The organism is Proteiniphilum propionicum (genome assembly GCF_022267555.1).
Classification (GTDB): Bacteria; Bacteroidota; Bacteroidia; order Bacteroidales; family Dysgonomonadaceae; genus Proteiniphilum; species Proteiniphilum propionicum.
Genome location: NZ_CP073586.1, coordinates 3108158 through 3128192 on the forward strand (window position 1 = coordinate 3108158; position 20035 = coordinate 3128192).

Sequence of the window (20035 nt, forward strand, 5' to 3'; positions counted from 1 at the left end):
ACTATCGGTAATCATGTTTCAGATATGAATGAATGATTTATATGATTCGTTAATTCTTTTAGCACAATTATTTTTTTAGTATATAAAAGGCTCCCTCATAAATATTACCTCTGCAATTTTCTGAGGCAGCCTTATTTTGTATTTACAGATATATTCTATACTGTTTACCTGCGGTTCCCGCTGGAACGCCCGCTGCTTCCACTTGAGCTCCGGCTACTACCTCCGCTGCTACTGCTGCTTCCACCAAAAGAGCCTGATGATGAGCTTCTGCTTGGAGCAGAATAGCTGGATGAGCTCCTCTCGGATGAACTGCTTCTGGAGGGTGCGGAGTAACTTTCTCTTCTGCTGCTTGTTGAAGAGCTTCTGTTATATGAACTCGAAGGAGCTGATGAGCTTCTCTGATATGTTCTTGAAGGAGTAGTGGCGTTCCTCTCGTATGACCTGCCTGAACTTCTTCCGCTATTGTATTCATTCGACCAGGAAGATTCTGCCGATCTGTTGACTGAGCTCGATCGGGATGTGGTTCCGGAACGGTCTATTACGCGCCCTGTCCTGGAATCGTACATCCTGCCTGAATTGTCAATTATTCTGGTTCTCGGAGCAGTAGATGATCCTCTGTTGTTGAGGGAAGTTGCTGTTCTTCCCGATACGTTACTTCGAGTGGATGTTCCTGAAGATCTGCCCGATACTACACCGCGTGTTGACATGCCGGAATATCTGCCTGAGAGGCCTGCCGTTGCAGAAGATGCCCTGTTAGCTGAGCTTGTTCTGTAAACGCCTGTGCTTCTTCCCGATCGATTTCTGGTCAGGCTGCTATAAAATCCGTCATAAAATCCGTGAGTGTAGCCTCCTCCGTAATACCATGGATCGTACCATCCGCCGCCATAATACCAAGGCGAATACCATCTGTTGTACCATGGGCTGTGCCATCCGTACCACCCGCCGAAACCGTAATACCACGGATCGTACCATCCGCCGTAATACCACGGGCTATACCATCCGCCATAATACCATGGATCATACCAAGGGTAATACCAGCTGTTGTACCATGGATAATAAGAACCCCATCCCATACCAAGGTAAATATTGGTACCCAATCCGCGGTTATTATAACTTTCATATATATCATCACCTACATATACAATAACTTCATCGGCACCTGTTATTTTGATGCTTGATTCCGGATCGTGAAAACGAACAATCCTATCTGTATATTCATAAGCTTCATATTCGCCGGAACTATCTGTATCTGCAGGCTCACCGTTATTATAACTGCCTCGGCGATTGTATTCGTCTATATCTCTGCCGTTAGCTGTCACATCCATATTAGATGCCTTACCCTGAACAATCACTACTTTCTTTTTCTGTTGCTCCTTTTTCTCTTTTTGAACCTTTACCGGTTCATTCTGAGCAGGATCGGCATAAATATCATCCCATTCCTGGGCGAAACCAAAGAAGGGTACTGCGACCAGCAAAACCGCGAGCATTATTTTTTTAGCTTTCATAGTTTCCCCTTTTTTATATTTGTTTGTAAATAATTTTTATCTCTCACATTCTGAGACTAAAATTCATCTTAATAGTTTAATAGATAAATAATTTTTTTCGATGTTGTTTTAAAGTCCCGGAATTATCAATTTCATAGTTCAGCAATTTGAAAGAGGCGACTCTTAAGAACTTTTATCAATATATCCCTCACTAATTTTTAAGATGTGAACAGTGATAAAACGTTGCATGGAAACAGGTTAAAAAAACAAAAACACTCACCTGTAAAATTACAGTTTCTGCTCACCTGCATGGTTGTAAGTTGTCATTTTAATAACAAGTTGTACTTTATCAGATCATGACTTCCAACCCATCGTATGCAAAGAAAATGTTGGATGGTAGATCGCGCTCAACTTCCGCATGCAGTCCCATTTCATGACTCATATGTGTAAAAAAAGTGCTCCTTGCACCTGTACTCTTAGCTATCTCCAAAGCCTGCTCCAACGTAAGATGAGAAACGTGTTCCTTCTTCCTAAGTGCACTTATAACAAGCATATCCAATCCCTGAAGTTTTTCATATTCCGGTTCGGGAATTGTTCTCACATCTGTCAGGTAAGCAAAATTGTGAATACGAAACCCCAGAATTGGCAACTTGTGATGCATCACACGGATTGGAGTCACTTTTACATCTCCAATGTAAAAATCCTCATTATAATTAATTCTCCCTATTGTAATATCAGGCACACCGCCATATTTATGTTGTGTGAAGCAGTAGGGCATTCTATCCCTGATGGTATTCTCAAGATGCTCTTCCATATAAAGATTCACAGATCCGAAAACTGAGTATGGCCTAAGGTCGTCAATTCCCCCTACATGATCGTAATGTTCATGAGTGATAAGGAGGCCATCGATTTTCCCAAAAGGGAGGGGTAGCATCTGCTGCCTGAAATCGGGTGTACAGTCAATCACAATTACCTTGCCATCTACCTCAATCCACACGGATGCTCTAAGCCTCTTATCGCGTAAATCGGATGATCTGCAAACCTTGCACTTGCAACCAATTTGTGGAACACCGGTTGAGGTTCCAGTACCTAAAAATATAACTCTCATATAATTATCACACAAAAAGCTACCACATTATAGAAAATAACGGGCAGCTTTTATTTATACATTGTCAGAACAAAGCCGGCAGATAAGCGTAGGTCCTATGGCTTAAGATTAGTACTCTCTTTCCAGAATCCAGAGATCATTGAAAGGGACCCCATAGGTTCTTCTCAGATAATCGGTGCTTCCTTTTGCAGAATAAGTACTGTAAATCTCGTCACGCCTGGCTGCTGCCTGATCCTTATTGTCATAACTGGCAACGATTACACGGTACATTCCCTGTTCATTTTGAGCCAGAATCACGTTATAGCCTTCGTTTTCCATACGTGCCTTCAGTGATTCGGCATTCAGCTTCACGCTTAATGAGGCAATTACCACACTAAATTTTTTCAATCCTGCAGCATCGGTCGGGTAAACAGGTTCTACTTTTTCTTTTCTTACCGAAACCTCCACTGGAGGAAGAGGGCTAGCATCTTTTACAACCACTGCGGGCTGAGATGCAGTCTGCTGCATTTCTCTCTCTTTTGCGGCCTCATAAACTTGCTTATAAGCACTTTGTTTAGGTTTGCAGGATGTTCCTAAAACCAGCAGGGCGGCTAAAACCAATGCGAAATGGAATCTTTTCATTCGTGTTCAGTATTTGTTAATTGTTCACTACTTATAGTCGTTTCTCTTGATGGCATACTGGCAAGTCAACTTGTTTTCTGCACATTGCTTTACGTTATTATTTATACAAAGATAATAAAGATGCCGCTTATTGTACATTTGTGATTGTGAAAATAATTTAAATAGAGCCACCAGGTGGCTCCATTTAATCATTTCAGCATGTATTTAATATTTACACTCCTCATTCCTGTTCTTTTCGTAATGGAATATCTCCTAAGTTAAGCATCTCTGGCAATGAAGTCAGACAGGTTTCAATCGAACTGGTTTAGGCCTTATTTCAGTTATTTGTCCCTGAACAATGGTGTCGGTGAAAACCGTATCACGGTAGTTAGCCAGTGGATTAGCGATCATATGTACCTCCCATGTCCCTTCTGCCAGGCCTGTAAACATAAACATACCATCTGCTTCGGGAAGTGTCATGAAAGTATCTGTATCATGCACCACAGCTATGAATGCAGCAGCTTCAACTGGTTCCACAAATCCACGCAACTTACCTCCGAATGTTTCAGAAAATGCCCTTGCCACTGGATATATAAAATAGTTTCCGTTCAATTCACGTACAGACAGAGAGGCGTTTACATCAATAACAATACTGGATATTATATTTGCATAGAGCTCTGCATTAACATTATCTATAATTATCCCTTCCCTTATTTCGGGTGGCAGCTGCAGCGATATTGACTGTGAAGTATTGGAAATCATCCTGCTATTACTTCCGGGTATAAGTTTTATTTTTTGAAGTACTCCCCCCGCAGGAATGTACTGTTCCGCAAGCAAGACAGTTCTGCCGTTCATCAGTTTAAACAAGTTGTATTCACTTCCCTGAAAGCTGACAGGTATCCATTCGCCTTTACTGTTTTTAGAATCGTTGACAAACACCTCTATCCCATTTATATCAAGATAAAGCTCTTTAATGACAGGAGAAGCAGCATCAGTAAGCTTGATTCGCAGCCATGCGGCATTCTCACCGGGGTCATTATTCTGACAAGCAGTGATAAGCAGCAGTAAAAGAGCAACCAACAAACTATTTTTAATTGCGTTAAACAGCATAAGAAGTTGTTTATTTAAACATTTATAAAACACAAAGGTAAATAAATTCACTATCAGGAAGCAAAAAAAAAAACTATAGTACCCCCAATTAGGCAAATTTAATACATTATACGATATGGAGTCGATGTTTTTGTTTAAAAAACCTATATAAAACTTACCGGGAAAGTTGCACTTCTAAATTGAACTTAGCCTATATATCAGTAAATTAAATGTATTTTCAAATTATCTGGTTAGAAAATGCGGGAATTTCAGATATAAACAAACAAAAGCTTTTCTAATATGTTATATATTCAGTTTTCACATATGTTGGTGTTACCGCAAATCATTTCACTGGCAATGTTTTGGGTCAGATGTAAGAAGGCAATAGATGAAATAGCAGAACGTTTTTCATTTGACAGTAGCATTAAAGCATAGTTAAACACCTTATATTTAGATATATATATCGTATGAGTAAATTAGTACTTTACCTGATTACTGTTTTTTCGATACTTTCCTTTTCAGTTGCATGCAACCGGCAGCAAAAAAGCAAAAGTCATCTTGACTCACCCGGATCAACTGCCGGGGTAATATCTGACAACCCTGCTGTTAAAGAACGTATCGCTATGGAAATGCATGAAAAGCTAATGACCTATTTTAGTCCTGACTGGATGGAAAGAGAGTCGGATCCCGATCTTTATCCCGATTACTACGGTGGCTCATTTATTGACAACAGCGGCACTTTTGTTATTGCCGTAACAGCAAACAGAGAGGAGAGCAGGGAGAGGCTTTCAAAGGTTCTTGGTTCTGACGATTTCAAAATAGAGGTTGTTCAATATTCCTACCGGCAGATGATGCAGGTAATGGACAAAATTGATGAATTTCTTGTAAACAAATCTATTCCCGAAGATCATCCCGTGATGGTGCATTTTGCAGGAGCCTATCCCGATGTTATGATAAACCGCGTAAAAGTAATTCTTACGGAAGTGAATGATCAGGTAATAAATAGATTCAAAAAAGACATTTCCAACTCTCCACTTGTGGTTTTCGAGAAAGGGGAAATGCCTTCTTTAATGTAGTTTGCACTGTTATCACTTAACCTCAGCCCAGACAGAGGCAAGGGACAAGATTTCTGTCGCCGTAGGCATTATCCACACGTGCTACATTTACCCAGAATTTGTTCTCAGCAACAAACGGCAATGGATATGCAGCCTTACTCCTTGAGTAAGCATGCTTCCATTCATCGGCCACCACCTCGTATTCAGGATGTGGAGCATTCACAAGTACATTATCCTCCGGGCTATACTCACCGCGTGATACTTCCAATACTTCAGTGTGGATCTGCAGCATAGCCTCCACAAACCGGTCCAGCTCCGACAGGCTTTCACTTTCTGTAGGCTCCACCATAAGTGTTCCATGCACCGGAAACGAGAGCGTAGGGGCATGATAACCATAGTCGATAAGTCGCTTGGCTATATCAGTCTCGGTTATCCCTGATATCTCTTTCAGGCCCCGACAGTCAAGAATAAGCTCGTGTCCTACCCTTCCCTGTGCTCCGCGATATACAATTCCATATATATCGTTCAACCGTTCGGCCAGGTAATTTGCATTTAAAATTGCAGCTTCTGTGGCCTCCTTCAGACCGTCTGCACCCATCATACGAATATATGCATATGTGATTTCAAGTACGCCTGCACTGCCGTAAGGTGCTGCAGAAACCGTATTTGTATCTGATTGAAACATCACCGGATGGCCAGGAAGGAACTGAACCAGGTGTTCAGCCACGCATATAGGCCCCACCCCTGGTCCGCCTCCACCGTGTGGAATTGCAAAAGTCTTATGCAGATTGAGGTGGCATACATCTGCACCTATAGTACCCGGGTTGGTGAGTCCAACCTGAGCGTTCATATTGGCACCGTCCATATATACCTGTCCACCTGCTTCGTGAATAAGACGGCACATCTCTCTTATCTCAGTCTCAAATATTCCATGGGTAGAAGGATAGGTGATCATATATGCAGCCAGCTCATCTTTATATTGTTCAACCTTTTGGCGCAAGTCGTCCATATCAACGTTCCCTTTCGGATCACTTGCAACCGTAACCGGTATGAAACCGGCCTGTACCGAGCTGGCAGGGTTTGTACCGTGTGCCGAAGCAGGGATAAGCACCACCTTACGGTGCCCCTCGCCAATACTTTCAAGATAAGCAGCAATAGTAATCAGTCCCGTGTATTCTCCGGCAGCTCCGGAATTTGGCTGAAGGCTTGTAGCAGCAAACCCGGTGATCTCTGAGAGCATCCTCTCCAGCTCCTCAATTATCTGTATATATCCACCCGCCTGTTCTACAGGGGCATAGGGATGAATACGCTGAAGTTCGGTAAAGCCCAAGGGCAGCATCTCAGAGGCAGCGTTCAGCTTCATCGTACATGATCCGAGTGAGATCATGGAGTGTGCCAGAGAGATGTCTTTCCTTTCCAGCCTTTTAATGTAGCGCATAAGCTCTGTCTCTGTATGGTAACTGTTAAAGGTAGGATGAGCAAGGAACTCCGAACTTCTGAGCTGCTCAGCTTTCAGGGTTATTTTTTCCGGCAGTTCATCTATCATAAACACTTTTGAGCTTCCTGCAGCCATTGCGAACACAGCCAGCAGTTCATGCACACGGTAACTGTTTGTAGTTTCATCAATACTGATACCTATCTCCCCGCCTTTGAAGTAACGCAGGTTGATTGCTCTCATTTCGGCGTTATCACGAATATCCTGTGACGTGATGCCTTCGGGCAGGCCAACCTTTAGTGTATCAAAATATGTTTCATTGAGTTGTGTATATCCCATTGACACGAGCTCATCACTCACATGTGAAGTTGTTGAATGAATGCGGCGGGCAATCTTTTTTAACCCCTCCGGCCCATGATAAACGGCATAAAACGACGACATTGTAGCCAGAAGAGCCTGGGCCGTGCATATGTTCGAGGTTGCCTTTTCCCTTTTTATATGCTGCTCACGCGTCTGGAGCGCCAAGCGCAGGGCCTCTTTCCCATAGACATCTTTTGATATTCCGATAATACGTCCCGGGATGGAGCGTTTATATTCATTTCTGGTAGCAAAAAAGGCAGCTGAAGGCCCCCCGTAGAACATTGGAATACCAAAACGCTGACTGCTGCCAAAGGCAATATCAGCACCCCATTCTCCCGGAGGAGTAATCATCACAAGTGCCATCAGGTCGGTAGCCACAGCAACCATGCAATCGGCAGCGTGTGCCTTTTCCACAAACGTACGGTAATCATCCACGTTCCCATTGCTGTTTGGGTACTGAATTATAGCGCCAAAGAAAGATTTTTCTAAAGAGACAGTTCTGAAATCGCCAGTAACTATCTCAATACCTCTATATTTCATTCGCGTTTTTAGCACGGCAAGAGTTTGCGGGAAGATATTTTCATCGACGAAGAGTGTATCTGCATTATTCCTGACCTGGCCGCGGCTTCGTAATGAATGCATCATAGTAGCTGCTTCTGCGGCTGCAGTAGCCTCATCAAGCAACGAACAGTTTGAGAGCGGTAATGCCGTTAGTTCACTTACCATTGTCTGAAAGTTGAGCAGTGCTTCCAGGCGGCCCTGTGATATCTCAGCCTGATAAGGTGTGTATGAGGTGTACCAAACGGGGTTTTCAAACACATTGCGGTATATAGCCGCAGGAGTAACAGTATCATACCATCCCATACCGATGTAAGATGTGAAAATACGGTTTTGAGATGCTATCTGAGCAATCTCTTCGGCATACTCCGCTTCCGATAGAGCCTTGGGCAGCGACAGAGGCTCCGCCAAACGTATATCCGAGGGAATTGCCTGATTTATAAGTTCTTCCATAGACGACAATCCTATTACTCCCAACATCTTTTTTTTATCGGCCTCATTGATACCGATATGGCGGTTTTTAAATTGTTCCATTTCCATCATAATGAAATATACAGGTAAAATCTGTTTTTATATTATTGTTTATTATTAATAATTCTCGCTTCATGCAATAAATTAATTTTCACTTAAGGTGTCAGGTTGCAATTCCTGCAAAAGAGTTGTTCTTTTTTTCGAACCCTATTGTAGTAGCAGGCCCGTGACCGCAATAGACGACTGTTTCGTCAGGCAGCGAGAATAGTTTTGAATGAATACTATCAAGAAGCTCGTCATAACTGCCCCCGGGGAGATCGGTACGTCCAATGCTTGTGTAAAAGAGAGCATCTCCGCTGAAGACGCATCCTGCATCTTCACTGTAGAACACTACACTACCGGGTGAATGGCCTGGTGTATGTATCACCTTCAGTGATTGATTTCCAAAAGCGATAATATCCTGGTCATTAAGGTAATTTCCAATTTCAGGTTTATAATTTGAGTTTGAGTTAGGAATTCCAAACAGTCGTAATTGTCCTGGTATATCATTAAGCAAAAATTCATCAGCTTTGTGACACTCAAGAGTGAGTTCAAACTGTGAAGCAAGTGTGTTTACACCGAAAATATGATCGAAATGTAGATGTGTGTTCAGCAGGTGTTTTACCACAAAGTCATGGTCGAAAAGATAATTAAGCAATATCTCCTTCTCATCAGCATAAAAACAGGCTGCATCAATTACTACGCACTCTTTTGTTTCGTCTGACAAAACGTATGTATTCACTCCCAGTGGATTAAATTCGAATGTTTTTATCTTCATACAAATAAGATCAATATCCGTTCAATTCTCAAAGCGAAATTCTTACCACAAATATAAAGCTTTCTTTTGAATTTACCGGTTTTAAGCTAAAGATAAAATATTCAACATGTAGGGAAGGGCGCTTTTGCTTTTTGTACAGTATTTCAACCTGTGATGATTAAAGAAAGATAAAACATTCATCAGATAGGGACATATACCAATTTCTTCGTTTCAAAAAAAGGCTCTGAAAAATAGTCAGAAAGAGAGACTACTTCTGCAATCCTTTTAAAAGGGTGCAGTTCGGCTGTCAGGTCGCCACCTTTCAGGGAAAAGGCCCCGTTAGGAAGTGCATTTATATGTTCTTTGGAGATATTTTTGCGTGTAAGCCTTATAAGTTCCGGCAACGGCATCACTGCGCGGCTCACGATATAATGGAACTTCCGTTTCTCATCTTCAACCCGCGAATGTATGACATCTACATTTGCTAATCCCAACGACTTTGATACTTCGGCCGCCACCCTGATCTTTTTTCCTATACTGTCGAGAAGTAAAAATTGCACATCCGGGAAAAGAATGGCCAGTGGTATTCCCGGGAAACCTCCTCCAGTGCCCACATCCATAATGAACGTACCAGGTGCGAAGGATGTGTATCTGGCAATGGCCAGTGAATGCAACACATGATGCAGATAGAGATTATCAATATCTTTGCGGGATATCACATTAATCTTGGCGTTCCAGTCAGAATAGAGCCCGAAAAGAGCATCAAACTGTTTTTTCTGATTATCTGCAAGATACGGGAAATAGGCCTCAATAATCTTCACTGTAATCCGGCTAATTTATAAGCTATGCTGTTTTCTCTCAACAGTGACCGTATCAAACTGTAGGGAATAAATACCTGAGGTGCATCAAGCTGGTAAGCTGAATACTCCCCCTTGTTGTATGTATAAATAATCCCTTTGTCATTCAACAGGAAATTTTTGTTAGGAACAATTTCAAGGACACCAAAATAGCCCAGATCTTCCAGTTCCTCCACCGTTTTAACGTTGTTCTTATCCAGTAACGAAGCAATGATAAGGCTTTGCAATGCAATATCGTACCCGGCATTGAATATTTCGTTTTCGGTCACCTGTTGTCCCGTATTAAGATTAATCACGTAATTGCGATACGAATCGTACGATGTTGATCCCCCCTTGTTGTTTGACTGTCTTACCTGAAAGGCAAGCACTCCTGATCGATTAAATACGATTGAATCGGAAAGGCTTTCATAGTATGAGTAAAAAACATCTTCCGGGAAGTGTTCACTTTCTAAGAGGTCAATGCCTGGAATCAGGGTATTCATCTCCAACATATCAATCGCAGACTCCCGGTAGGTAGTTGCATCGTAGTTATAATTTTCGATATAATTATTCACATAGGCTTTAACCGCTTCTGCAGGTGCCAGCGAGTCATACGGTTGACCCAGCATGCTTTTGACAAAAAAACGCTGCAGGGTATCAAGACTTGCCTTACCGCTATTCACAGGGTAAACAAACTCCACCCTTATGTCGCAGTATGGTTTGGTTGTGTCTTCTTCCAGATAGCTGCGTTCAGCCACCATGATTGTGTCAAATCCGACACTGTTTTCAGTTTTGAACATGCTCCTTCCATTGTTGTTGCAAGAGAAAAACAATAACACTGCCATAACAGGCAGCAGGAAAACCTGCATGATATTTCGTTCCTCCATTGAGAAATATTTTATTATAATTGATACAAAATTACACTTTTTATCCGGATTATTAATTTATCATCCGATGAAAAATTGTTTTATTATTAATAACTGTGCAGGCAGGGGGCATACCTCCCCTATCATTTCTCCTTACGTACTGTTCTGCATAAAGCAGTTAAACTTGTTTTCATCCTCTACTCGTCCGGTTTACTTTAAAAACAGGTCCAGAATCAAGGAGAATTGCAGTAGTACGCTACCGTTTACAATGTCTGTATCAAATATATATCCAAATGCATTCACCAATACACCTATCATTATCCTTTCCGGGAAACGGGTATTTTTAATAATGCAATGGTCGAAACCGGCGTTCACCTTTACAAGCATACATCAGGTGCATTCACAATTCTGTCTATTAAGCCGCTCAATCTCTTGCGTTGTTAAATTCCTTAGTACCTGGATGATTCTAATTTTTGCACCAAAAATACAAAAAGAAATCAACAACTAAGTATCCGCCTGCAGACCATCTCGGCGCTGATTACCGCCATGGGGAGTCCCGCCCCGGGTGTGGTGGAAGCGCCCACGTAAAAGAGGTTTCCATACTCCTCATCGAAGTTCTTCGGACGGAGGCCGCCGATCTGACTTAGGCGGTGCGACAGCCCCAGTCCGCTCCCCATGTAGAGGTTGAACTGCTTCTCCCACTCCTGCGGGGTGTAGATGGTGCGGGTGACTATGTGGGGCATGATGTCTATGCCGATTCTTTTGGAGAAGTCGGCCAGAATACTGTCGGCAATCTCGTCACGGTCGCTCCAGTCGGGCTTGTACTGCAGGTTGGGCACGGGACATATAAAGAAGAGGCTCTCGCATCCCTCCGGTGCGCATCCGGGGTTATGCTTTGAGATGGCGTTCACGTAGAAGTAAGGTTTCTGCAGCGAGTCGGGGTCCTTTAGTACGTTATGGGCATATGTCTCGAAGTTGGAGCCAAGGAAGTAGTTGTGCAGGTCGAGGCCCGGCAGCTTACGGTCGATACCGACATAGGCAGTAAGGTAGCCCATGGTCCACTCCATCTTTTGCAGCTTCGTCTCGGAGTACTTCTTCCTATGCAGCACGCGTCCCCGGAAGAGCGCCGCATCGGCGTTGACCAGGAAGATATCGGCTTCGTAGTGATTGCCCTCGCTGTCGGTAAGGCGTGTTATGCGGTCACACTCCACCTCTGCCGCGGTGACCTCGGTTTTAAAGAGGAAGGTGGCGCCTCGCTGTTTCAGCACATCTACTATCCCCTCCACTATCCGATACATGCCGCCCTCCACGTTGTGGTAGCCATCGTGCCGGAACTCGGTGTATGAGAGCAGGCTGTAGATAGCCATAGTGTCGAAAGGGGTGCGTCCCAGGAAAAATGCCACCAGCGAGACGATCTGCCGTGCCTCCTGTGAGTCGAAGTACTCCTTAACATGTTGCCAGAACATCTTCATCAGTACGGGGATATGCACCGGGTTGACCTTCATCAGGGCGACGAAGTAGTCGAGGTAATTGTCGAAATTACTACGGATTACAATGTCGAAGGTGTCGTGGAAGAGGACGCCCGACTTCTTAAGGTAGCGCTCCATCTTCGCCTCGAAACCGGGTTCGATGTCGCGGAACTGCTCTGCCAGCTTCCTGATATCCTTGTAGAGGCGGAAGTTGCGCCCATCGGCGAAGTGCACCGAATAGAGCGGATCCAGCTCCACGAATCGGAAGGGCATCTCCACACCGCAGAGCTTCAAAAAGTCGGTAAAGACGTAAGACATGCTGAAGAAGCTGGGACCGGTGTCGAAGGTGAACCCATCCTTCTCGATGCGGTTAAGCCTTCCTCCGGGGCAACTGTTCTTCTCGAGGAAATGCACATCGTATCCCTTGCTTTGCAGCAGCAGTCCGCTAGCGAGGCCACCAAGCCCCGTGCCGGTGATGATCACTTTCTTTTTCATTTTATATGGTTTGCTTCCAGGTTGCCATGTCACTGTTCAGGTAAGCCCGGTAGATGGCCTCCTTCTCTCCTGCTGTTACAAGAACGGAGCAGAGGGTAAAAATTAACAGAAAAACAACTAAAAGCTTCAAAATATGAACTTTAAATTTTTAAACATCAAACTATGAGTCCTCTCCGAAAACCTCAAAACCCAATTTTATCGGTTTGTAACTTATTGAATATCAACGATCATCTTATGAAATTTTCAAGAAAAAAGACTTATCGGAGGAGACTCAACTATGGGCCATTAAACGTTATATCGTTCCAGTGCCCGTTGTCGGGCGAAAGTGTGTCCGATCACCGGTGCGGGGTATTGTGGCGTTCCCAGCTCAGGGATCCAGCGACGGATATACTCTTGTCGTGGATCGAACCGTTTCTGTTGTTCCGCTGGATTAAAGATCCGGAACCAGGGCGCAGCATCGCATCCGGTACCGGCCACCCACTGCCAGTTACCGTTGTTGGCCGCCAGATCGTAGTCGAGCAATTTCTCCGCGAATCGGGACTCACCCCACCTCCAGTCGATGAGCAGGTGCTTGGTGAGAAAGCTGGCGGTAATCATCCGCACCCGGTTGTGCATGAATCCGGTAGCGTTCAACTCCCGCATACCCGCATCTACCAGCGGGTAGCCGGTGTTGCCATTGCACCAGAGGTAGAAATCCTCCTCGTTGTTCTCCCAGAGGACCGCCTCGTACTTCTTCCGGAAAGGCCCTTCCGTTACATAAGGGAAGTGCCAGAGTACCTGCATGAAAAATTCACGCCATATCAGTTCCTTCAGGTAGGCCTCGTTGAGTAGCGAGGCGCGCAGTACCAGTCGGCGGATGCTGACAGTGCCAAATCGCAGGTGCACACCCATGCGTGTTACACCATCCTGCAGCGCCGGAAAGTCGCGTGTGCGATCGTAGGTTGCGATCACTCCGTCGTCTGCCTCAGCAGGAGGAAAGCAGAAACCGGGATCATGGAACCCGGTCTCCTCTATTGACAGCACCGGAGGAATCTCATGCAACAGGTTGTCCAGCATTTCTTCCGAAGGATAGAATACCTGTTCCCCTACATGATACTTCAGCAGCCAGGCACGGGAGTAAGGCGTATAGACGATGTAAGGCTTACCCGCAGCGGTGAGGATATCCTCTTTATGGAAGATTACCTGGTCCTTGTATTGTCGGAACGGCACCCCTCTTCGCGCAAGTAGCTGTTCCACCTTTCGGTCGCGCGTGATGGCATAGGGTTCGTAGTCCTCGTTGCAGCAGACCGCCCCGATTTGGTAATCGGCCAGCAGCTTTTCGAAGATCTCTTCCGGCTTGCCCTGCAGACAGAGTACACCGGAGTTGTATTGTTGTCGCAGCCGCCTGTTCATCGTCTCAATCGCAGAAAAGATAAAGGCAACCCTACGGTCCTCTTTCTCCCTGAGTGCACCCAGTATCTCAGTGTCGAAGATAAAAAGCAGCAGCACCGGGCAACCGGAACGCAGTGCCTGCCAGAGGGCATGGTTGTCTTCCAGCCTAAGGTCGCGCCGCATCCAGCAGACGGTCACCGGATTTTCCTTTCGAGTACTTTTTATTACCGCATCAGCCAGTTTTGTTATTTTTTCGGACATCTATGTTTAATTAAATATGATTATTCACTTTTCACATGTTGCTTTTAATAAGAATGCAACTATATACTCCGCCCCTTCCAGCGGAACGTTTTTTTTCTTTTGTTGACGAGCGAGCGTAGTATAAAGACTCCCAGCATCAGTTGTTGCGGGAGGAACAGCAGCAGGTTGTAACCCGCCTTCAGACCTGCTGTCAATGATGCAGCAATTCGGGCGAGGAGGGTGGTAGCAAGCCAGAGCCAGAGTCCGTCACATCTCCCCGCGACGATGAAGACAATGAAGCCGAGAGAGGTGACCAGCCAGTAGAGGATCGCAGCCGGCGATGAGTTGCCGAAGAAGTATGTGACGTTCTTTGAGAAACCTTCCACCGCTTCCGGCAGGGAGCGATACATGCGGCAGCGCACCCCCTCAATGCCGGTGAGGCAGCTCACCCGCCTGCGTTCCCGCTTCAGGTAGCGGGCAATCTCGATATCCTCCGCCCGGCTTTTCGGGAACTGCCGGTGAGGCTCAAGCTCTTCATAGGTTTTACGCTTGAACATCATAAACTGCCCGTTAGCAGCTGACAGCGAGGATAAACCCGATAGGCGCACCAGCGGGAGTGGCAGCAACGTGAGCAGGATAATCTGCATATTGGGCACGGTAATCTTCTCACCGATGGAGCGCATCTCCTGTGTAGGGAAGATGCTCATCAGGTCGCATTGCCACCGTTGCATATAGCACATGGAACGGTCGATCACTCCCTCTCCCACCCTAACATCGGCATCGAGGAAGAGGAGGTAGTTACCTGTTGCTTCCTTTGCCAGGCGGCAGCAGGCATGGTTCTTGCCAGACCAGCCGCCGGGCAATTCGCCACCGCGTATCAGCCGGATGCGGAAATCGTGTGCGGCAAACTCTTCTACAATCCTTGCGGTATCATCGGCGGACTGGTCGTCGAAGACGATGATCTCCCGGATACGGTCTGAGACAGTAACAAGATCGTTTAACAACCTGACAATGTTCGTCTCCTCGTCGCGCGCGGGTATCAGCAACGACAAGCTTGGCGGCTGTATTGCATCTTCACGCTCCGGCAGCCGCTCCCGGAAAAAGAGGTTAACCAGTGCTACCAAAAGTTGTATCAGCGCAAAGGCAAGAATAAGGCAGGCTATGTATTCCGTCATTCGGTCCGTGATGTTTGGAGGGTTAGACAATCGGAATAAAACCGGTTATAGGCTTCCTCCAGCGCTTCGCGGCGGAACTGCCCTTCATAATCGCGCAGGTATATGGTGAGTGATGGTTTCGGATGCGCCAGGTAGTCTATCATGTTGACCGACATAAGCAACTGAACCATACCTTCCCTACCCTGCAGGATGCGCTCGATTCCCTTCTCGAAGTGGAAGCTCTTGCAGTAGAGCGACTGCAACCTGCCCTGAGGGTATATTAGCACCATGTTGCCCTTATCTTGAAGCAGTGATGATGCATACCGGAGTGAATACAATGCCTCCCGGCTATTCCTCTTCACCGAAAAAGCTCCGGTGTAGTTGAAAAAGCGGAAACGGAGCAACTGATCTTCCTGCATCATGAAATGAATCTTGCGCTTTACCACCTCCAGCTTGAGGTACATCGCCCAGAAGCCGTCCCACCAACCAATGTGGTTACCGATCAGCAGCACTGGAAACCCCCGGTCCGCGAATGTACCCTCTACTGTCACTTGGTGGAAATGTCTTTTCAGCAACCAGCGGGTGTAGTGCTGGAAGAATGGGTAGATGAAGAAGTGGTGTCTTGAGCGAAGCATCTAAGTCTCTATTCGATATAATTGATAATACAGCGAATCAATTAATTAACAGTATAAACAGAAAGAAAAGCGTCTGCACTATGAAGAGCGGCAATGCCATCGGGTTGCGGTCGCTGACCTTCATCATGTAGCGTATTGTATGGAAGATGACAGCCAGCAGCCCCCACATAAGGTAGTTCTGTATGGGGATTACATCCTCTTGCCACGACCACATGTCCATCTTGGGAGCTACATGTTCCATGACCAGGTCATAACCCACCATCATCAGCGAGGGCCACACGATGCCGTCGAGCAGGTTACACTGCATCGGGGTGAAGATGGCCGATGTAAGATAGATCATCAACACCCAGCTGAGCCCGATAAACGGTGGTGTACCGGCAATCCTGGGTCCCAGTCCGCTACCGTAAAGGTAGCTGCCGAACAGCGCGCCGGTGTTGACTCCCCACATCTCAACCATGAAGCCGGCGGTGAAGACAAAGGTGTAAAAAACAATCCTTTTTAGCTGCCCCCCACTCCGGCGGCCGCTATCGTACCATATGAGCAGCAAGAACGAGAGCAGCAATACCAACGGCGTCAACAGCATAAAGGCCCCGTGCGTAAGGGGTATGCTGAACCCGACGACTCCCACTCCATAGATCACCACGATGCGGCGAACCATATTCTTCTCCTTGAGGGTATATTTTGTCACGTACCGGCTGAACGCTGAAAAATCAATTTAAACCACTCGGTGAAGCGACCTGAATACAGTCTCAACTCCTCATGCAGCGCCTCCGAAGTAACGTATCTCCACTCATCAACTTCATCGGGGTGTGGCCGTGGAACCTCATCGCTGGTCAGGGAGAAGACCCTGTCGTACTCATACTCGGTCAGCTCCTTATCCACCTTTGCCCGGTAAATGAAGTCGAAAAGATGCTCCAATTCTCCTTCGGCAGCGATACCCATCTCCTCCTGCAGCCTGCGACGGGCTGCATCGGCATGTGCTTCTCCCGGCAATGGGTGTGTACAGCAGGCGTTGGACCAGAGGCAGGCAGAGTGGTACTTTCCAGCGGCACGGCGGTGCAGGAGCCAGTCGCCGGAAGAGTTAAATACCAGCACCGATACTGCACGGTGCAACGTAGGATGGCGGTGTGCTTCCATTTTCTCCATGGTCCCGACAGGATTGTCCTGCTCGTCGACCAATTGCACCAGGTTTTGTATTTCTGTCATATGATCTGCATATGTAATTTGTGTTTGAGGACGGCACCGGAAAGCAACCGGAACTTTTCGGCATTGGGGATTCGTATTCTTCTGGAAATCAATTCACAGGCAGGTGTTTCACGGATCTTGTCCAGTAAACGCACATAGTATCGGTAGGCAGTATGAACGGCAAGGCGTGAGTTGTCGGGCAACCGCCGAATCCCCTTGAGGGCCTCGGCAAAATCGGCCTTGATATCATCCACCAGCTCCAGTTTGGTTTGCTCATTAAAATGCTTCAAAGAAAAGACGGGAAAGTAAATACGTCCCAGCTCCAGCACATCGTGCCGCAAGTCACGCAGGAAATTGACTTTCTGAAAAGCTGAGCCAAGGCGCATAGCCGGCATCACCAGTTCTCCGAACAACTGTTCGTCATGGTCACAAAAAACCCTGAGGCACATCAACCCCACCACGTCCGCCGATCCATAGATATACCATTCAGTCTCGAGCCTGGTGGTATAAATCTTCTTCTCCAGGTCGGCACGCATGCTGGCCAGGAATGCCCGGACATAGGCATCATCGATGCCGTAGCGGTTGACGGTGAGCAAGAAGGAATTGATCACCGGGTTTGAACTTACGCCCTGCTCCAGAGCAAAATAGTAGTCCGCCTCGAACCGGTCAAGCAGAATTTTTTGGTCACAGCCGTGGAACGAGTCAACGATCTCATCGGCCAACCGCACAAAGCCGTATATACCGTGAATTGCTTCCCTAACAGGCGAAGGAAAGAGCTGTGTAGCAGAGTAGAAAGAAGTACTGTAGTGCCTAGTCACCTCGCGGCTCATCCCAAAGGATAGCTTGCAATATTTCAAATAGCCGGTGTCTTCTGTGATCATCTGTCAATATTTTTAAAAAGTGGTGCACCATCAGCTTGTAAATATCAGAGACAAATGTAATTTGTTTTTTGAAATTTCACAATCAACACATTAAATCCGCCTGCCATTTAACTATTTATAACTGATTTAAATACTATTGAGTAGGTATGCTGATTACTCCCCTGCCCTATCATTCGAATAGATAAAAGGAGCTCAGATCTGTACTGATCTGTTATGTACTAAATTAGATTTAAAAAACATATATACACAAATATTTTCTTTATGTTATACAACATATTTTTGAACATTATGTTAATCTGATGTTATCAGCTAAACTTCTTTTTGTCAATCATTCAACAAGTTCCATCAGGTCCCGGTAAATTGTTTTCACAAATATGTTTATTCATGGTAATTGTTTAACACGGAAAATATTTTACATCATTTATAATATTTTTTTACTTGACCACCTTTATTTGAATGCTGCTTGCACATGGCTATTGATATAAAGTTTTTATCACTATTGTGCCTCTACAAATTGTTATTTTCCAATAATTGTTGTGCTCCTAAACATTTGCATTAAATTTTAAAAGTGATGGGTTAATTTTCCTCTCATTTCGACAGTCGGCATAATAATGTTTATTAGCTGATTGATCGAGCAATAGAGCAATAAATTTATTTTATTATCTAGCAACAATTATATCAATTATGTTGATTAGCATAGTAACATGCCAGACATAATAAAAGAGGGGATGAATAATCCGACTATTCATCCCCTCCGTTTTATTTTGAAATTGTAATATCAATAAGAATTTCCGTCTGTTTTAAGATCTTCAAGACTGAGTTTTTTCCTTTCAAGGGCCCTCCATGCGTAGAAAATATAGGCAACTACCACAGGGACAAAGAGAGATACTATTGCCATTACCGAGAGAGTGAATTCACTCGACGATGAGTTTTGCAGGGTTAGAGAACTCTGCAGGTCAATTGAAGAGGGATAGTAGGCCGTATTGTTATATCCTGCCACCAGAAACAACATGGTTACGGTAACTACTGTTCCTGCACCTGCAAACCATATACCTTTTTTGAATTTCAAATTGAAAACGGTATTGAAGATACCGTACAACACTGACACAACTCCCATTATAAAGAGCACCATCACTATCGGCATATCAATAAAATTGCTCAAATACTTCATTTTTTCCAGATAAACAACCTTTGTGACTGGGTTTAAAGCGTAACCTTCAGCCAAGAGTGTCCAAATAAGAAAAACAAGAAAAAACAAAACAAAAGGTACTCCATTATATAGGGTAAACCGGCGTGATCTCTTTTCCAGATCTTTATGATCGAGGCGATTCACAAAAAAGAGGCTTGCCAAAGTTCTTGAAAGGAACAATACCGCGAGTCCCAGGCTCAGGTTTCTTACATTGGCCAGCAGTTCTAGTCCATGAAGCGGATTTTGCCACTGGCTTATAACAGGGCCTGAACCTCCCAAAACAGCAATATTAGCTTTTCCTACAGTAAATTCCGAACCTGTGAAAAATGTTGCAACAACCACGCCAAGCAGAAAAGTACCTATCACTCCATTTAAAAACAGCAACATACGATAAGCACCTGCTCCAAATATATTACCAGGTTTGGATTGAAACTCGTATGATACTGCCTGCACGACAAAGCTGAAAAGGAGGATCATCCATGCCCAGTATGCTCCGCCGAAGCTGGTAGAATAGAAAAGAGGGAACGAGGCGAAAAAAGCCCCCCCAAAGGTTACAAGTGTTGTGAACGTATATTCCCATTTGCGTCCCAAGGCATTTACAAGAAGTTTTTTTTCATCCTCCTTTTTAGAGAGTGAATTAAGCATGGACTGTCCCCCTTGCACAAACATCAGAAACACAAGGAGCCCTCCCAGAAGTGACATTATGAACCACCAGTATTTTTGTAGAAAATCATATGTAATCATAGTTTTAATCTTTA

Annotated in this window: 18 protein-coding genes; 1 reads left to right on the plus strand and 17 read right to left on the minus strand. The window is 45.1% G+C overall.

Going from position 1 to position 20035, the window contains the following annotated elements; genetic code table 11:
* Nucleotides 1–164 precede the first annotated feature (164 nt).
* From KDN43_RS12920 to KDN43_RS12935, 4 genes are all read right to left on the minus strand, one after another.
* Nucleotides 165–1505, minus strand: coding sequence for a hypothetical protein (locus KDN43_RS12920; protein ID WP_238866726.1), 1341 nt, complete (start codon nucleotides 1503–1505; stop codon nucleotides 165–167).
* A 328-nt stretch (nucleotides 1506–1833) separates the two neighbouring features.
* Nucleotides 1834–2592 (minus strand): MBL fold metallo-hydrolase, encoded by a 759-nt coding sequence (locus tag KDN43_RS12925; RefSeq protein WP_238866728.1) that lies wholly within the window; start codon nucleotides 2590–2592, stop codon nucleotides 1834–1836.
* A 108-nt stretch (nucleotides 2593–2700) separates the two neighbouring features.
* Nucleotides 2701–3213: an SPOR domain-containing protein gene (locus tag KDN43_RS12930; RefSeq protein WP_238866730.1), complete on the minus strand. Its 513-nt coding sequence runs from the start codon at nucleotides 3211–3213 to the stop codon at nucleotides 2701–2703.
* A gap of 279 nt (nucleotides 3214–3492) precedes the next feature.
* Nucleotides 3493–4302 (minus strand): DUF4382 domain-containing protein, encoded by an 810-nt coding sequence (locus KDN43_RS12935; protein WP_238866732.1) that lies wholly within the window; start codon nucleotides 4300–4302, stop codon nucleotides 3493–3495.
* A gap of 446 nt (nucleotides 4303–4748) precedes the next feature.
* Between KDN43_RS12935 and KDN43_RS12940 the strand changes: the two genes are divergently transcribed.
* Nucleotides 4749–5357, plus strand: a complete 609-nt coding sequence (locus KDN43_RS12940; RefSeq protein WP_238866734.1) for a hypothetical protein — start codon at nucleotides 4749–4751, stop codon at nucleotides 5355–5357.
* A 22-nt stretch (nucleotides 5358–5379) separates the two neighbouring features.
* On the opposite strand, the gene gcvP is transcribed toward KDN43_RS12940, so the two are convergent.
* The 13 genes from gcvP to cydB form a co-directional block, all read right to left on the minus strand.
* Nucleotides 5380–8229 carry an aminomethyl-transferring glycine dehydrogenase gene (gene gcvP, locus KDN43_RS12945; RefSeq protein WP_238869476.1) on the minus strand — a complete coding sequence of 950 codons (2850 nt, stop codon included), beginning with the start codon at nucleotides 8227–8229 and terminating at the stop codon, nucleotides 5380–5382.
* A 94-nt stretch (nucleotides 8230–8323) separates the two neighbouring features.
* Nucleotides 8324–8977 (minus strand): MBL fold metallo-hydrolase, encoded by a 654-nt coding sequence (locus KDN43_RS12950; RefSeq protein WP_238866736.1) that lies wholly within the window; start codon nucleotides 8975–8977, stop codon nucleotides 8324–8326.
* A gap of 179 nt (nucleotides 8978–9156) precedes the next feature.
* Nucleotides 9157–9777 carry a 16S rRNA (guanine(527)-N(7))-methyltransferase RsmG gene (gene rsmG / locus KDN43_RS12955; protein WP_238866738.1) on the minus strand — a complete coding sequence of 207 codons (621 nt, stop codon included), beginning with the start codon at nucleotides 9775–9777 and terminating at the stop codon, nucleotides 9157–9159.
* Complete coding sequence (locus tag KDN43_RS12960) at nucleotides 9774–10679, minus strand: RsiV family protein (protein ID WP_238866740.1); 906 nt, start codon at nucleotides 10677–10679, stop codon at nucleotides 9774–9776. The genes rsmG and KDN43_RS12960 overlap by 4 nt, the downstream gene beginning before the upstream one ends.
* A gap of 476 nt (nucleotides 10680–11155) precedes the next feature.
* Nucleotides 11156–12622: a phytoene desaturase family protein gene (locus KDN43_RS12965; RefSeq protein WP_238866742.1), complete on the minus strand. Its 1467-nt coding sequence runs from the start codon at nucleotides 12620–12622 to the stop codon at nucleotides 11156–11158.
* 1 nt (nucleotide 12623) lies between these two features.
* Nucleotides 12624–12752: a hypothetical protein gene (locus tag KDN43_RS16485; protein ID WP_256448710.1), complete on the minus strand. Its 129-nt coding sequence runs from the start codon at nucleotides 12750–12752 to the stop codon at nucleotides 12624–12626.
* 155 nt (nucleotides 12753–12907) lie between these two features.
* Complete coding sequence (locus KDN43_RS12970) at nucleotides 12908–14254, minus strand: cryptochrome/photolyase family protein (RefSeq protein WP_238866744.1); 1347 nt, start codon at nucleotides 14252–14254, stop codon at nucleotides 12908–12910.
* Nucleotides 14255–14313: 59 nt separating this feature from the next.
* The gene (locus tag KDN43_RS12975) at nucleotides 14314–15408 is read right to left on the minus strand and encodes a glycosyltransferase family 2 protein (protein WP_238866746.1); all 1095 of its coding nucleotides are present in this window, start codon (nucleotides 15406–15408) and stop codon (nucleotides 14314–14316) included.
* Nucleotides 15405–15938 (minus strand): 1-acyl-sn-glycerol-3-phosphate acyltransferase, encoded by a 534-nt coding sequence (locus KDN43_RS12980; protein ID WP_238866748.1) that lies wholly within the window; start codon nucleotides 15936–15938, stop codon nucleotides 15405–15407. Before KDN43_RS12980 ends, KDN43_RS12975 begins: the two co-directional genes overlap by 4 nt.
* Nucleotides 15939–16059: 121 nt before the next feature.
* Nucleotides 16060–16584: a carotenoid biosynthesis protein gene (locus KDN43_RS12985; RefSeq protein WP_238866750.1), complete on the minus strand. Its 525-nt coding sequence runs from the start codon at nucleotides 16582–16584 to the stop codon at nucleotides 16060–16062.
* A 122-nt stretch (nucleotides 16585–16706) separates the two neighbouring features.
* A complete protein-coding gene (gene idi / locus KDN43_RS12990; RefSeq protein ID WP_238866753.1) occupies nucleotides 16707–17228 on the minus strand; it encodes an isopentenyl-diphosphate Delta-isomerase in 522 nt (173 codons plus the stop codon).
* The gene (locus tag KDN43_RS12995) at nucleotides 17225–18088 is read right to left on the minus strand and encodes a phytoene/squalene synthase family protein (protein ID WP_238866755.1); all 864 of its coding nucleotides are present in this window, start codon (nucleotides 18086–18088) and stop codon (nucleotides 17225–17227) included. The genes idi and KDN43_RS12995 overlap by 4 nt, the downstream gene beginning before the upstream one ends.
* A 778-nt stretch (nucleotides 18089–18866) precedes the next feature.
* Nucleotides 18867–20021, minus strand: a complete 1155-nt coding sequence (gene cydB, locus KDN43_RS13000; RefSeq protein WP_238866757.1) for a cytochrome d ubiquinol oxidase subunit II — start codon at nucleotides 20019–20021, stop codon at nucleotides 18867–18869.
* Between the last annotated feature and the right edge of the window lie 14 nt (nucleotides 20022–20035).

Coding starts and splice junctions, on each gene's coding strand:
- idi (WP_238866753.1), bottom strand. CDS start 17,228: ATGACAGAAATACAAAACCTGGTGCAATTGGTCGACGAGCAGGACAAT.
- KDN43_RS12965 (WP_238866742.1), bottom strand. CDS start 12,622: ATGAAAAAGAAAGTGATCATCACCGGCACGGGGCTTGGTGGCCTCGCT.
- KDN43_RS12970 (WP_238866744.1), bottom strand. CDS start 14,254: ATGTCCGAAAAAATAACAAAACTGGCTGATGCGGTAATAAAAAGTACT.
- KDN43_RS12935 (WP_238866732.1), bottom strand. CDS start 4,302: ATGCTGTTTAACGCAATTAAAAATAGTTTGTTGGTTGCTCTTTTACTG.
- KDN43_RS12930 (WP_238866730.1), bottom strand. CDS start 3,213: ATGAAAAGATTCCATTTCGCATTGGTTTTAGCCGCCCTGCTGGTTTTA.
- KDN43_RS12925 (WP_238866728.1), bottom strand. CDS start 2,592: ATGAGAGTTATATTTTTAGGTACTGGAACCTCAACCGGTGTTCCACAA.
- KDN43_RS12960 (WP_238866740.1), bottom strand. CDS start 10,679: ATGGAGGAACGAAATATCATGCAGGTTTTCCTGCTGCCTGTTATGGCA.
- KDN43_RS12975 (WP_238866746.1), bottom strand. CDS start 15,408: ATGACGGAATACATAGCCTGCCTTATTCTTGCCTTTGCGCTGATACAA.
- KDN43_RS12995 (WP_238866755.1), bottom strand. CDS start 18,088: ATGATCACAGAAGACACCGGCTATTTGAAATATTGCAAGCTATCCTTT.
- KDN43_RS12920 (WP_238866726.1), bottom strand. CDS start 1,505: ATGAAAGCTAAAAAAATAATGCTCGCGGTTTTGCTGGTCGCAGTACCC.
- KDN43_RS12950 (WP_238866736.1), bottom strand. CDS start 8,977: ATGAAGATAAAAACATTCGAATTTAATCCACTGGGAGTGAATACATAC.
- gcvP (WP_238869476.1), bottom strand. CDS start 8,229: ATGGAAATGGAACAATTTAAAAACCGCCATATCGGTATCAATGAGGCC.
- cydB (WP_238866757.1), bottom strand. CDS start 20,021: ATGATTACATATGATTTTCTACAAAAATACTGGTGGTTCATAATGTCA.
- KDN43_RS12940 (WP_238866734.1), top strand. CDS start 4,749: ATGAGTAAATTAGTACTTTACCTGATTACTGTTTTTTCGATACTTTCC.